General features: G+C 63.4%; 11 protein-coding genes. All 11 read left to right on the forward strand.

Translation table 11 applies throughout. The features are described 5' to 3' along the window. Positions 1-622 precede the first annotated feature (622 nt). The 11 genes from tolQ to JQ553_RS32645 all read left to right on the forward strand — a co-directional run bounded on the left by tolQ (position 623) and on the right by JQ553_RS32645 (position 14,500). Positions 623-1,336, forward strand: coding sequence for a protein TolQ (tolQ, locus tag JQ553_RS32595; protein WP_212504230.1), 714 nt, complete (start codon positions 623-625; stop codon positions 1,334-1,336). Between the two features lie 123 nt (positions 1,337-1,459). After that, positions 1,460-1,927 carry a biopolymer transporter ExbD gene (locus JQ553_RS32600; RefSeq protein ID WP_212504180.1) on the forward strand — a complete coding sequence of 156 codons (468 nt, stop codon included), beginning with the start codon at positions 1,460-1,462 and terminating at the stop codon, positions 1,925-1,927. 7 nt (positions 1,928-1,934) lie between these two features. Beyond that, positions 1,935-2,897 (forward strand): protein TolA, encoded by a 963-nt coding sequence (locus tag JQ553_RS32605; protein ID WP_212504181.1) that lies wholly within the window; start codon positions 1,935-1,937, stop codon positions 2,895-2,897. Between the two features lie 96 nt (positions 2,898-2,993). Beyond that, positions 2,994-4,325, forward strand: coding sequence for a Tol-Pal system beta propeller repeat protein TolB (tolB, locus tag JQ553_RS32610; RefSeq protein WP_212504231.1), 1,332 nt, complete (start codon positions 2,994-2,996; stop codon positions 4,323-4,325). 172 nt (positions 4,326-4,497) lie between these two features. Next, positions 4,498-6,825, forward strand: a complete 2,328-nt coding sequence (locus tag JQ553_RS32615) for a bifunctional diguanylate cyclase/phosphodiesterase (RefSeq protein WP_212504182.1) — start codon at positions 4,498-4,500, stop codon at positions 6,823-6,825. A 147-nt stretch (positions 6,826-6,972) separates the two neighbouring features. Next, positions 6,973-7,710 (forward strand): N-acyl amino acid synthase FeeM domain-containing protein, encoded by a 738-nt coding sequence (locus JQ553_RS32620; RefSeq protein ID WP_212504183.1) that lies wholly within the window; start codon positions 6,973-6,975, stop codon positions 7,708-7,710. A 306-nt stretch (positions 7,711-8,016) separates the two neighbouring features. Then, positions 8,017-8,508 (forward strand): peptidoglycan-associated lipoprotein Pal, encoded by a 492-nt coding sequence (gene pal / locus JQ553_RS32625; RefSeq protein ID WP_212504184.1) that lies wholly within the window; start codon positions 8,017-8,019, stop codon positions 8,506-8,508. A 242-nt stretch (positions 8,509-8,750) separates the two neighbouring features. Beyond that, on the forward strand, positions 8,751-9,779 hold the full coding sequence (gene ybgF / locus JQ553_RS32630) for a tol-pal system protein YbgF (protein WP_212504185.1): 1,029 nt from the start codon (positions 8,751-8,753) through the stop codon (positions 9,777-9,779). A gap of 50 nt (positions 9,780-9,829) precedes the next feature. Then, the gene (gene tilS, locus JQ553_RS32635) at positions 9,830-10,846 is read left to right on the forward strand and encodes a tRNA lysidine(34) synthetase TilS (protein WP_212504186.1); all 1,017 of its coding nucleotides are present in this window, start codon (positions 9,830-9,832) and stop codon (positions 10,844-10,846) included. A 298-nt stretch (positions 10,847-11,144) separates the two neighbouring features. Then, positions 11,145-13,067, forward strand: a complete 1,923-nt coding sequence (gene ftsH / locus JQ553_RS32640; RefSeq protein ID WP_212504187.1) for an ATP-dependent zinc metalloprotease FtsH — start codon at positions 11,145-11,147, stop codon at positions 13,065-13,067. Positions 13,068-13,294: 227 nt separating this feature from the next. Next, positions 13,295-14,500, forward strand: a complete 1,206-nt coding sequence (locus JQ553_RS32645) for an ABC transporter substrate-binding protein (RefSeq protein WP_212504188.1) — start codon at positions 13,295-13,297, stop codon at positions 14,498-14,500. Positions 14,501-14,567 lie beyond the last annotated feature (67 nt).

Consider the following 14,567-nt stretch of genomic DNA (forward strand, 5'->3'; position numbering starts at 1 on the left):
TGGTCCTACCCCCGGTGCTTTTTGTTGCACCGGGCCCATGGGTGCAATCGGCACCCGGCTTTCCCTGCGCCCTCATTCCTCATGAGGGCGAAACGAGACGCAAAGCTCGGACGCATCGCGCCGCGGGAATGCAAAATTATGTTTGCTGTCATTGCGAGCGAATCCGCCAACCCACACGCGCGGACGGACAGATGGATTGCTTCGTCTCGCTGACGGTGCGGGGATGCCGGCGCGGCCTTCCGGCTGGCGGCCATCCCGATATCATGCTGGACAGCCAGATCCATCCCCCGGGGCCGGGGCGGAGGGCTCTGCCGGGGAAGTGGGCCGGAACCTCATGCAACCCGCTAACCGGTCGCGGGGGCAGCATTTTCCGGCCCGGAATTTCCTCTTGGTAACCTCGCCTTAACCATGATTAGCCTTTGGTTAGGGTCGGAATGCCGCGCGGAAAGCCCTCGTTTTGACACGTTGGCAGGGGAAGCAGGGCCGACTTTGGACGGGTCCCCCATGCGACAGATAGAGAGGCTCTCGCGCAGTTTTGGCCGCGCCTGATGAGCGGCTGTGGAACCGGTGCCGATTTGCGGAACCGCGTATTTGGGACCCGTGCGTTGAGAGGATATTGCCGATGAATCCCGCCGACGTGGCTCAGTCAGCTCTGCCCGTGGCATCGAGCGATGTGTCGCTGATCGCGCTGTTTCTGCAGGCCCATTGGGTCGTGAAGACGGTCATGCTTGGCCTCTTGGCCTGCTCGGTCTGGGTTTGGGCCATCGCCATCGACAAAATCCTGCTTTACGCCCGTACCAAGCGGGCCATGGACCGCTTCGAGCAGGCGTTCTGGTCCGGCCAGTCGATCGAGGAACTCTACCGCGCGCTCTCCGCCAAGCCGACCCAGTCGATGGCAGCCTGCTTCGTGGCGGCCATGCGGGAGTGGAAACGCTCCTTCGAGAGCCAGTCCCGCTCGGTCGCCGGCCTGCAGGCGCGCATCGAAAAGGTGATGAATGTCTCGATCGCCCGCGAGGTGGAACGGCTGGAGCGGCGCCTCCTGGTGCTCGCGACCGTCGGCTCGGCCGGCCCCTTTGTCGGCCTGTTCGGCACCGTCTGGGGCATCATGTCGAGCTTCCAGTCGATCGCGGCCTCGAAAAACACCTCCCTGGCGGTGGTCGCGCCGGGTATTGCGGAAGCCCTGTTTGCGACCGCAATCGGCCTGATCGCCGCAATTCCGGCGACTATTTTCTACAATAAGTTCATTTCCGAGGTGAATCGGCAGGCCCAGCGCCTCGAGGGGTTCGCCGACGAGTTCTCCGCCATCCTGTCGCGCCAGATCGACGAGCGGGGTTAGAGCATGATCCGGAAAGTGGGCACCGGTTAAGTTCATGCTCAAACTAAAGAGATCAGATCATGATGTGATTCTTCACATCATGATCCAAGAGGACGTGATGGTCATTTTTGCGAGCACACGATCATGGCGATGAGCATGGCAGGATCCGGCGGGGGTGGTCGCCGCCGCGGACGCAAGCCGGTGATGGCCGAGATCAACGTCACGCCGATGGTCGACGTGATGCTGGTGCTGTTGATCATCTTCATGGTGGCGGCGCCGCTGATGACCTCGAACATCGACATCGATCTGCCGATCGCGAGCGGCGGCAAGTCGATCTCGTCGAATGCGCCGCCTTTGACACTCTCGGTCAAGCGCACCGGCGGCGGCTGCAATTCGAATGTCGAGCTTTATCTGGGCGATGCTCCGATTGCGGCAAACGACCTGCTACCCAAGATCAAGGCGATCCGTGAGACCCGGTCGGACGCCGAGAGCGTGGTCTATCTGCGCGGCGACAAGGACGTCTGTTATACCGACATGATGAAATTGCTCGGGCAGGTCCGCACCGCGGGGTTCAAGGCGAATATCGTGATTATCCCGGAGGGGGGGACTTAGGCCATGTATGGCAACCGGCACGGGGAAGCCTGATTTGAAGGTCAAGGTCGACAAGACTCTGGCGGCGTCGATTGTCCTGCACGTCCTCGTGATCGGGTGGGGTCTGGTGTCGTTTTCGACAAAGGCCTTCGTGATGCCGGAGGAAGACACTGTCGCCGTCGACGTGATCTCCCCCGATCAGCTTTCCCACGTAATGGCCGGCCAGAAGGACGGCAAGAAGGAAAACCCGAAGCCGCTCGTCGAGAAAGTCGCCGAAGCCAAGCCGGTCGACGACGCTGTCGGGAAGATTGAGGACAAGAAGCCGCCGGTCGTGACCGACACCGCGCCGCCGCCGACGCCGAAGGTCGAGGAGAAGCCGGAAGAGAAGAAGCCCGATCCGCCGAAGAAGGCCGAGAACAAGCCAAAGGAAGAGCCGAAGCCGGTCGAGAAGAAGCCCGATCCGGTCAAGCCCGACGAGATTGCGGAAGCGATCAAGAAGGAAGAGAAGAAGCCGCCACCAAAGCCGCCTGTCCAGCAGGCCGCCAAGCCGCCGGAGCAGAAGCCCAAGGAGCGCGTGTTCGATCAAAGCAAGATCGCGGCGCTGCTCGACAAGCGCGATCCGACGCGCGCGGCGGCGACCGGCGAGACGCTGAACTCCAACGCCGCGCTCGGTACCTCAAAGGGCAAGGCCGCCGACAATTCCGCGACCTGGGGCACGATGTTCAAGCAGCAGGTCGAACGCTGCTGGAAGAAGCCCTATGGCGGCATCGAGGCGCAGCAGACGGAGGCCGCCTTCACCATCCGCCTGAAGCGCGATGGCACACTGGAGGGCATGCCGGTGCCGGAAAGCACGCCGCCGACGCCGTATTTGCGCGTCTACCAGGAGAGCGCGTTGCGCGCGATCATCGAATGCCAGCCGTATAATCTGCCGGCCGCCTGGTTCGACGAGTGGAAGTATTTTGCGCCGGTATTCACCGAACGAAAGACGTAAAGCACACCCCAGATGAGCGATCGGCTCGTCGCGAGACGTGCGCAGCATATAGAAGTGAAGTTTGCAACGATGATCGACCACGAGAAGCCGTTCGAGATGTCTTTCCGTCCGAGTCGCCGACAGTTGATGATGGGCATGGCCGCGCTTGGCGCGCTTTCCGTCGCTTCCGGCCGCGGTGTGCTCGCACAGGCGCCGAAGCGAGTGCCGATTCCCGAAGGCGACTTCGCGCCGCTGCCGATCGCGATCCCGAATTTCGCGGCCGGCACGCCCGGCGACGCCGAGGTCGGCGTCGGCGTGGCGCAGGTCATCACCAACAACCTGAAGCGCAGCGGCCTGTTCGCGCCGATCGATCAGGCCGCCTACCTCGAGAAGCAGATCAACATCGATGCCGCGCCGAACTTCAACAACTGGAAGTCCATCAACGCGCAGGCGCTGGTGACGGGCCGCATGACGCGCCAGGCCAACGGGCGCGTGAAGGCGGAATTCCGCCTCTGGGACGTCAACACCGGCCAGCAACTCGCAGGCCAGCAATACGACACCTCGGCGGAGTATTGGCGGCGCATCGCTCACATCATCTCCGACCAGATTTATGAGCGTCTGACCGGCGAGAAGGGTTATTTCGACACCCGCGTCGTCTTTGTCGACGAGACCGGCGCGAAGGAGCGCCGCGTCAAGCGGCTCGCGTTGATGGACCAGGACGGCGCCAATGTGCGCTATCTGACCCGCGGCTCCGACCTGGTGCTGACGCCGCGCTTCTCGCCGTCGACCCAGGAGATCACCTATATGGAGTTCGGGCAGGGCGACCCGCGGGTGTATCTGCTGAACATCGAGACCGGGCAGCGCGAGATCGTCGGCAATTTCCCGGGCATGTCGTTCTCGCCGCGCTTCTCGCCGGATGGCCAGCGCATCGTCATGAGCCTGCAGCAGGGCGGAAATTCCAATCTGTTCGTGATGGACCTGCGCTCGAAGGCGATGACGCGGCTCACCGATACGCCGGCGATCGACACGTCGCCGTCCTATGCCCCCGACGGATCGCGGCTCTGCTTTGAATCCGATCGCGGCGGCAAGCCGCAGATCTATGTGATGCCGGCGAGCGGAGGCGCGGCGCAGCGCATTTCGTTCGGCGACGGCAGCTACTCGACGCCGGTGTGGTCGCCGCGCGGCGACTACATCGCGTTTACCAAGCAGGGTGGTGGCCAGTTTGCGATCGGCATCATGAAGACCGACGGAAGCGGCGAGCGCATCCTGACCTCGGGCTACCACAATGAGGGGCCGACCTTTGCGCCGAACGGGCGCGTGGTGATGTTCTTCCGCGATCCCGGTGCCGGCCCGTCGCTGTTCACCGTTGACGTCTCGGGCCGCAACGAGCTGCGGGTGCCGACGCCGGGATATGCGTCTGATCCGGCGTGGTCGCCGCTGTTGTCGTGACGCGACGCAACGGAACAGTGGGGCCACCGGTAATTCTTGCCTAGCATGCTGATATTTCAGGCGAATTTTCACACTGCAACATCGGCGACAACGACTCGCTAACGATGTTCCCTCAGAAAGACTTCATCTGCAGCGGGTAGAAGTGCGCTTGAAGAGGACGCGCGCCCGAACAATGCAGTTTGCCAGCCAAACGGGAGAACCGGACCAGACGATGTCGCCGACGATCTCCGCGGCGCTGGTCGATTCCCTTTTCATGAATCCTGCGCCGATGATCTTCGGCGCCTTCGGCCCCGCGATCGCCGGCGCGGTGATCGCGGCGGTCACCGGCGACGTCATGTGCTGGCTGTGCGTGCCGCTCTTCATCCTGGTGGGGCTTGCGCGCGCGCTGCAGATGCATCGCTACAAAGAGCGCAATTCACGCCTCACAGTCGAGGAAGCCGAGGTCTGGGAGAAGCGCTATCGGATCGGCTCGATCGCCTATGGCATTGCACTCGGCGTCTGGGGCGTCACCGTCCTGCTCAACATCAACGATCCGGCCGCCCACATGCTTTGCGTAACGACGGTGGTCGCCTACACGTCGGCCGGAGTGGGGCGAACCTTCGGCCGGCCGCAAATCTTTCATCTGCATCTGCTGCTGTCGATCGGTCCGCTGATCGCGGCGCTGATGTATGTCGGCGGGGCCTATTACGTTGCGCTCGCGCTGTTGAGCTTCGTCTTCTTCAGCGCCATCAGGCATCTCACCTCGAGCCTCCAACGTATCTACGTCAATGCCTGGATCGCCAAGGAGCGCGAAGCGGCGCTGGCCGGCCAGTTCGATACCGCCTTGAACAACATGCCGCACGGGCTGTGCATGTTCCGCGCCGACGGCCGCCTCGCCGTGATGAACCACCGCTTCATCGAAATGATGGAGTTGCCGGACGATTTCGTGCAGCGCGGCGCGAGCGCCTCCGACATCTGCAATGCCTGCGTCCTGTCCGGTTCGATCTCGGCCGCAACGGCGAAGCAAATACTTTCCGAGATCGAGAATTCGCAGGCCGGCGATGTCGTCACGAGCGATCCCGACGCCAACAAGAATCGCGCGCTGTCCTGGACCTTCCAGCCGATGAGCGGCGGCGGCAATGTCGTATTGGTTGAAGACATTACCGAGCGCAAGGACGCCGAGGCCAGGATCAGCCACCTCGCGCGCTACGACGAGTTGACGCAACTGCCCAATCGCGTGAATTTCCGCGACGAGATCGGCCGGCTGCTGGCGACGAGACGTGGCGGCGAGCAGTGCTCGGCGCTGCTGTTCGTGGACCTCGACCAGTTCAAGCAGGTCAACGACACGCTGGGCCATCCCTGCGGCGATCAGCTTCTGTGCGCGGTCGCCGAGCGGCTGCGCGAGATGCTGCGGCCGGAGGATTTTGTCGCCCGCTTCGGCGGCGACGAGTTCGTCGTGTTCCAGCAAAACATCCACTCGCACGAGGACGCCGCCGGGCTCGCCCGCCGCATCGTCGACCGCCTCAGCGAGCGCTACAAGATCGACAACCACCTGGTCGAGATCGGCGCCAGCGTCGGCATTGCGATGGCAGCGCCCGGCGTCAGCGCCGACACGCTGCTGAAAAACGCGGATATGGCGCTCTACCGCGCCAAAGCCGATGGCCGCGGCACCTTCTGCTTCTTCCGCGACGAGATGGCGCAGATCGTCGAGTCGCGCCGCATCCTGGAGCTTGACCTGCGCAAGGCGCTCGCCAACGAGGAATTCGAGTTGTTCTATCAGCCGCTGATCAACCTGAAATCCGGCAAGGTTAGCACCTGCGAGGCGCTGTTGCGCTGGAATCATCCCGTGCGCGGCACGGTCTCGCCGGTCGATATCATTCCGGTCGCCGAGGATATGGGACTGATCGTCGATCTCGGCCGCTGGATCCTGCGCAAGGCCTGCATGGAGTGTATGAAGTGGCCCGAGGCGGTCAGCGTCGCGGTCAATTTCTCGCCGCAGCAGTTTCACCAGCGCGACGTGCTGAGCGAGGTGCGCTACGCGCTCGAGGTCTCGGGTCTGCCCGCGCACCGGCTCGAGATCGAGATCACCGAGTCCTCTCTGTTGCACAATACCCAGCTCACCCACGACGTGCTGTCGCAACTGCGCACGCTCGGAGTCCGGATCTCGCTCGACGATTTCGGCACCGGCTACTCCTCGCTCAGCTATCTGCACAACTTCCCACTGCAGAAGGTCAAGATCGATCGCTCGTTCCTCGAAGGCATCGACACCGACCGACCGTTGACGTTGTTGCGCGGCGTGGCGCGGCTCTCCGCGGACCTCGGAATGTCAGTCGTGGTTGAGGGGGTCGAGACCAACGACCAGCTCGAACTGATCAGCGCCGATGGCGCGGTGACCGAGGCGCAGGGTTATCTGTTCAGCCGGCCGGTACCCGCGGTCCGCATCCGCCAACTGCTCAATGCTTCGCACGGTCGGCGGTCTGACGAGCAGTTGCTCGTGCTTCCCTCGCGATCGATTGCCTGATCTGGGATGTTCGTCGAGAGCCGCTCCCGACGCGTCGCCGCGGCAGCCTTCCCGCGATTAACTGTATTGTCTCGATTACTTTGCATAAAATTAAGAAGCTGTTAATCTTTTTTGACGCGCGTATAAGTAGAAAATAGGAGTTAACACATGAGGTCCGCGGCCGAAGCCATCAAGCCCGCGACAGGACGGCTTGCGGACCCTCTGGATCAAGTCGACTATCGCCTGGCGCGGACCCCTGAGCAGAAGGACGAGATCTATCAGCTCCGCTACCGCGCCTATCTGCGCGAGGGGGCGATCCGCCCGTCGGCGGAAGAACGCGTCATCGATCGGTTTGATGACGCGCCGAACGTCTGGGTCTTCGGCGTCTATCTGCACGGCGAACTCTGCAGCTCGATCCGCATCACCGTCGTGACACCGGAATGCCGTATCTCGCCTACCGTCGAGGTGTTCGGCGACGTGCTTCATCCAAAGCTTGATCAGGGCCTGGTCTTCATCGATTCAACGCGCTTCGTCGCCGATCCCGAAAAGGCGAGGAACTGCCCGGAACTGCCTTACGTCACGGTGCGTCTCGGCTCGACCGCGGGTGTGCACTTCAATGCCGATTACGGCCTGGCGCCGGTTCGCCCCGAACATATGGCGTTCTACCGGCGGGTGTTCCTGCACGAGGCCTGGTCCGAACCGCGCTTCTATGCCGGGCTCGTCAAGCCGGTCGGATTGATGGCGGCGCATCTGCCCACCGTGCGAGAGAGGGTGCTCGCCCGTTATCCGTTCCTGCGCTCAAGCGCCTTCGAACGGCGGATGCTGTTCGAGCGCGACGAGGGCCAATCCATGACTGACGGCGTTGTCGGCCCGTTCGAGCGTGCCTCGATCGTCCCGAATCCCTGACGGGCAATGGCCGCGGCCGCTGACCTCGCCGCGGGCGCAGCTCCAGCATCAGCCGCAATTTTCTGTTGTCGGCCGGACACGGCTGTTCAAAATTTGCCTGCATAGACGGCGGGTTCCGGCGGCACGTGCCTTGCTTTCACCGTCGCGCCACATTTACAACCCATTAACCATCGGGGGCGCTTTTCGCGGTTGGCTTGCATTTGATGGGGTTTGGCAAGGTCCTATCAAGGTTGACGGAACGTTCGCTTAACCATCGCCCTGTAGACCAGATGACAGTACGAAGAACGTGAGCGTGGAGGCTCCGGAATGAAACATCACATGCGTATCCTCCAGGGTCTGAAGCTGGCGGCGGTTCTGGCGGTGGCGCTGTCGATGGCTGCCTGCGCCAACAAGAACCTGGGCGCCGATGGCGCGATGGCGAGCGCAGCGACCCCGGGCAGCCAGCAGGATTTTGTGGTCAATGTCGGCGACCGCGTGTTCTTCGAGAGCGACCAGACCGATCTCAGCCCGCAGGCGATCGCGACCCTCGACAAGCAGGCGCAGTGGCTGCAGACCTACAGCCGCTACTCCTTCACGATCGAAGGCCATGCCGACGAGCGCGGCACCCGCGAATACAACATCGCACTCGGTGCGCGCCGTGCCCAGTCGGTCCGCGCCTATCTCGCCTCGCGCGGCATCGATACGAACCGCATGCGCACCATTTCCTATGGCAAGGAACGCCCGGTCGCGGTCTGTAACGATATCTCCTGCTGGTCGCAGAACCGTCGCGCCGTCACGGTGCTCAACGCGAGTTCCTGACGAGCCGTCGCGGCAAGAATCTTTCAGCCGGCGCCTTCGGGCGCCGGTTTCATTTTAAAAGCGCTTTGGGAGACGGTTCGTCATCTTAATGAACGACCGGTCGATCGGGCCTTGCTTGTTTTCACGGCGACACTAAACCATACCGCTCGACGCTGCGCCGGACGAGCAAGCCAGTCACAATTCCGGCGTACTCCGTCCCTCAATTGGCTCGCTTTTCACGTCGATCTCGTCGTCAGGGCAAAATGTCATCCAGACTTCATTTCCTTTCTTCTGCCGCGGCTTTCGCGGTCCTGTTTGCCGCTGCTTCGCCGGCCTTCGCGCAATCTGACGATAACGACTACGAGATGCGGATCCAGCGGCTCGAGAATCAGCTTCGGCAACTGACCGGCCAGAACGAGGAGTTGCAGTACCGCAACCGTCAACTCGAAGAGCGGCTGCGCCAACTCGGCGCCCAGCCGTCGGGGCCAAGCGGACAGTCGCCCGCAGCCCAACCGAGCGTCGCGGCGGTGCCACCGGTACAGCAGGCCTATCCGCAGAATCAGCCAGGTTACGGCCAGCCGCAGCAGGGCTACGGGCGGCCGCAAGGCGGTTATGACCAGCAGCAGATCGCGACGCCGGCCCCGATCGTGCAGGAACCAGCGCCAGTCGGCGCCCCGGGCCGCCGCGGCCGCGGCGACGCCTTTGATCCGAGCCAAAATCCCAGTGCGCCGGGCGCGCCGCGTGCGCTGGGCGGCGGTCAAATGCCGGTCTCGAACGACGCGGTTGTCGGCGTTCCTGGCGGTCGCGCTCCGGGCGAGCCACTGGACCTCGGTCGCGGCCCGCGCGATGCCGCTGGCGCGCCGCCTGCGCCCGGCGCCAGCGCTGCGTTGACCACTCTGCCGCCCTCGGCGACACCAAAGGACGAATTCGATCTCGGCATCGGCTACATGCAGCGCAAGGACTACGCGCTTGCCGAAGAGACGATGAAGAACTTCGCGCAGAAATATCCCGCTGACCCGCTGGTCGCCGATTCCCAGTACTGGCTCGGCGAAAGCTATTTCCAGCGCCAGCGATATCGCGATGCTGCGGAGGCCTTCCTCGGCGTGACCACGAAGTACGACAAGTCGGCCAAGGCGCCCGACGCGTTGCTGCGGCTCGGCCAGTCGCTGGGGGCGCTGAAGGAGAAGGAAGCCGCCTGTGCCGCGCTTGGCGAGGTGACGCGGAAATATCCGCGGGCATCCGCCGGCGTGAAGGCCGCCGTTGACCGTGAGCAGAAGCGGGTGAAGTGCTAAACCAGCCGCGGGGAGGGCCACTTCCGGCCGTCCCGCAAGAGCTGGTCGCGATGCCTGACGATCAATCCGCCATCTCGGCAAGGGACGCTAAGCGCCTGTTCGAAGGCCTCGGCTCCGCGTCGGCGATCGTGCTCGCAGTATCCGGCGGCCCCGACTCGGTCGCGTTGATGTGGCTCGCCGCGCGCTGGCGCCGCGGGCGTGCGCGCGGGCCGCGGCTGATCGCCGTCACGGTAGATCACGGCCTGCGTCCCGAGGCGGCGCGTGAAGCCCGCGACGTCAAACAACTCGCCCATAGCCTCGACCTGCCGCACCAGACGCTGCGCTGGACCGGGACCAAGCCGAAGAGCGGATTGCCGGCCGCGGCGCGCGACGCCCGCTACCGGCTGCTGGCGCGCGCTGCGCGCAAATATGGCGCCACGCACATCCTCACCGCGCATACCCGGGACGACCAGGCCGAGACGCTGTTGATGCGAATGCTGCGCGGCAGCGGCATCGCGGGGCTGTCGGCGATAGCGCGCGAGACTGAGCGCGACGGCATCCGCCTTACGCGGCCGTTGCTCGATATCCCGAAGGCACGACTGATCGCGACGCTGAAGAAGGCCCGCCTCGGCTTCGCCGACGATCCGACCAATCACGATCCGGCCTTCACGCGCCCGCGGCTGCGTGCGCTGATGCCGGCGTTGGCGGAAGAGGGTGGCGATGCGAGAAACCTCGCACGGCTTGCCGCGCGCCTCGCTCGCGCCAATGCCGCGGTCGAGGTGCTGGCAGACGGCGCTGAGCGCTATCTTGCATTGAAGGATCAGCGAAACTTGGGCTTCGATGCCGTGCTGTTTGCGGCAATGCCGGAGGAGATTCGCCTGCGCCTCCTGAAGCGCGCCATCGACCGGACCGGGCACGAAGGACCTGCCGAACTCGGCAAGGTCGAAACCTTGCTCGCGGCGCTGGATCGGGCCGTGGCGGAAGGTGCAGGGCTGCGGAAGCAGACGCTCGCAGGGGCCGTTATCAGCGTTGCCAGCGGCCGAATTCGGGTCGAACCGGCGCCACCACGCCGCAGCCGGCTCAAGTGAGCATTTATCTAAGGTTTAATCCGGCGTTTAATCGATTGTTTCAACCGCTGTCATAATCCGGCAGGCGGGCTTAACCACCCCGAAAAACTCGAGATTCAGCGCCATTTTTTGAACGGGAATTGCGCTAGGATGCGCTAAATAGTCCTGCGCGGTTCCCTTGGCATCGACCGCCGTGGCACCTAAATTGTAGACCAGCGACGGGATGGATTCCCTGGGGATTCCCACAGAGCCTGCCCAAGGATAAGAGCTGCCCAAGGATTTGAGAGGCCGCGATCCGCGCGACCACTAAGGAAGATCGATGAACGCCAATCTGCGGAATTTCGCCCTCTGGGTCATTATCGTTTTGTTGTTGCTGGCGTTGTTCACGCTGTTCCAGAATCCTGGTCAGCGCGTGTCTTCCACGGATATCTCGTTCTCACAGCTCCTGACCGAGGTCGACAAGGGTAACGTCCGCGACGTCGTGATCCAGGGTCCTGAGATTCATGGCACGTTCACCAACGGCTCAAGCTTCCAGACCTATGCCCCGAGCGATCCGAACCTGGTGAAGCGCCTCTATGACGCCAAGGTCCAGATCACCGCGAAACCGCCCGGCGACAACGTGCCGTGGTTTGTCTCGCTGCTCGTCTCCTGGCTGCCATTCATCGCGCTGATCGGCGTGTGGATATTCCTGTCGCGTCAGATGCAGGGCGGCGCAGGCAAGGCGATGGGCTTCGGCAAGTCGCGCGCCAAGATGCTGACTGAAGCGCATGGCCGCGTGACCTTTGAGGACGTCGCCGGTGTCGATGAGGCCAAGCAGGATCTGCAGGAGATCGTCGAGTTCCTCCGTGACCCCGGAAAATTCCAGCGCCTTGGCGGACGCATTCCGCGTGGCGTGTTGCTGGTCGGCCCGCCGGGCACCGGCAAGACGCTGATTGCGCGCGCGGTCGCGGGTGAAGCCAACGTGCCGTTTTTCACCATCTCGGGCTCCGACTTCGTCGAGATGTTCGTCGGCGTCGGTGCGTCGCGCGTGCGCGACATGTTCGAGCAGGCCAAAAAGAACGCGCCATGCATCATCTTCATCGACGAGATCGACGCGGTCGGCCGTCATCGCGGCGCCGGTCTCGGCGGCGGCAATGACGAGCGCGAGCAGACGCTGAACCAGTTGCTGGTCGAGATGGATGGCTTCGAGGCCAACGAAGGCGTGATCCTGATCGCGGCGACCAACCGCCCCGACGTGCTCGATCCCGCGCTGCTGCGTCCCGGTCGCTTCGACCGTCAGGTCGTGGTGCCGAACCCGGACGTCGTTGGTCGCGAGCAGATCCTCAAGGTTCACGTCCGCAAGGTGCCGCTGGCGCCGGATATCAACCTGAAGACCATCGCGCGCGGCACGCCGGGCTTCTCGGGCGCAGACCTGATGAATCTCGTCAACGAGGCAGCCTTGACCGCCGCCCGCCGCAACAAGCGGATGGTGACCCAGGCCGAGTTCGAAGAGGCCAAGGACAAGGTGATGATGGGCGCGGAGCGCAAGTCGCTCGTCATGACCGAGGAAGAAAAGTTGCTGACGGCCTATCACGAGGGCGGCCATGCGATCGTGGGCCTCAATGTCGTCGCGACCGATCCGATCCACAAGGCGACCATCATTCCGCGCGGACGCGCGCTTGGCATGGTGATGCAACTGCCGGAGCGCGACAAGCTGTCGATGTCGTTGGAGCAGATGACCTCTCGCCTTGCCATCATGATGGGTGGCCGGGTTGCGGAGGAGCTGATCTTTGGCCGTGAGAAGGTGACTTCGGGTGCCGCTTCCGACATCGAGCAGGCGACGCGCCTTGCCCGCATGATGGTGACGCGCTGGGGTCTCTCGGAAGAGCTCGGCACAGTGTCCTATGGCGAGAATCAGGACGAGGTGTTCCTGGGCATGTCGGTGTCGCGCACGCAGAATGCATCGGAAGCAACCGTCCAGAAGATCGATTCCGAGATCAAGCGCCTGGTCGAGGAAGGCTACAGGGAGGCGACGCGTATCCTCACCGAGAAACGCGAGGACCTCGAGACGCTCGCCAAGGGGCTGCTCGAGTTTGAAACCCTGACCGGCGACGAGATCACCGATCTCTTGAGGGGCAAGAAGCCGAACCGCGAGTCGGTACTGGAGCCGACCACACCGCGCGCGTCGGCGGTGCCGCCGGCCGGCAAGCCGCGGCCGCGGCCCGATCCGGACGCCGGCTTGGAGCCGCAGCCGCAGGCCTAGGCAGTCGGCGCTTCGGCAAGCCAATTGTGCAAAGCCCGGCCTCAGGCCGGGCTTTCGTTTTGGTGGATGGGACGCCTGCCCCCACATCGCGGGCAAGTTGCTCATACGGCATCATCATCGATATGGCTTGGCGTCGGTCGGAGCGTCGTGGCATCCTCCCGCATAGCCGGATAACGGCAACGCTGCGCCCTCTGAGAAGCGCTGCGAAACAAGGGGAGGGAAAGCCGATGCGTTTGACGAAGGCGCTTGGCGCGCTCGGCGCCGCTTCGTTCCTGCTGCTGCCCGAGGCCTCAATCGCCGCCGAGATGCGCGGCGTCACCGCAACTGAAATCAGGATCGGCCAGACCATGCCCTATAGCGGGCCGGTGTCGGCGTTCGGCGCGCTCGGCAAAGGCGAGGTCGGCTATTTCAAGATGCTGAACGAGCGCGGCGGCATCAATGGGCGCAAGATCAATCTGATCTCGCTCGACGATTCCTACGCGCCGCCCAAGACCGTGGAGCAGACGCGCCGTCTGGTCGAGAGCGATGAGGTCGCGCTGATCTTCTCCTCGATCGGCACCGCACATAACACCGCGATCGCAAAGTATCTGCAGAGCAAGAACATCCCGCAACTGTTCCTCGCCTCCGGCGCCTCGAAATTCGCCGACATCGCGCAGTTCCCGCAGGCGACGGTGGGCGTGCAGGCGCCGTTCCGCTACGAGGCACGGCTGTATGCGCGCTATGCGCTCGCCAAGAACCCGAACGCGAAATTCGCCGTGATCTCGCAAAACGACGATTTCGGCCGCGACTATCTCGCAGGGCTGAAGGACGTGTTGGGCGATAAATACGATTCGGTCGTGACCGGCGCGAGCTACGAGATATCGGATCCCACCATAGATTCGCAGATCGTGAAGCTGAAGGCTTCCGGCGCCGACGTGTTCGTGATCGCGGCGACGCCGAAATTCGCCGCGCAGTCCATCCGCAAGGCATACGAGATCGGCTGGCGGCCGATGACGTTCCTGTCCAATGTCGCGGTCTGGGTTTCCACGGTGATGGAGCCCGCCGGCGTCGAGGCCGGCACCGGCATCCTCTCGACGGCTTATGTGAAGGATCCCGACGATCCAGCCTGGAAAGACGATCCGGGCGTGAAGGGCTGGCGCGAGTTTATGACGAGATATGTGCCGGACGGCGATCAGCACGACACCAACTACGTCAACGCCTACAACAGCGCGATGGCGCTCGAGGCCGTGCTGAAAGCCTGTGGCAATGATCTCTCGACCGACAACATCCTGAAGCAGACCTATTCGATCAAGGAGCTCGAGTTGCCGATGCTGCTGCCGGGCATCAAGATCAACACCTCGCCGACCGACCACGTGCCGGTCGACCAGATGCAATTCATGCGCTTCAATGGCAAGACGTGGGAGCGCTTCGGCGAACTGCAGACCGGGAATTGATTCGCCGAAGGCGAGCACGGTGCGCTCGTCGTCGGCAGATGCTTGCAGCGGTGCAGGCGATAGCGTT

This window comes from Bradyrhizobium lablabi, assembly GCF_018131005.1.
Taxonomy (GTDB): Bacteria; Pseudomonadota; Alphaproteobacteria; order Rhizobiales; family Xanthobacteraceae; genus Bradyrhizobium; species Bradyrhizobium lablabi_D.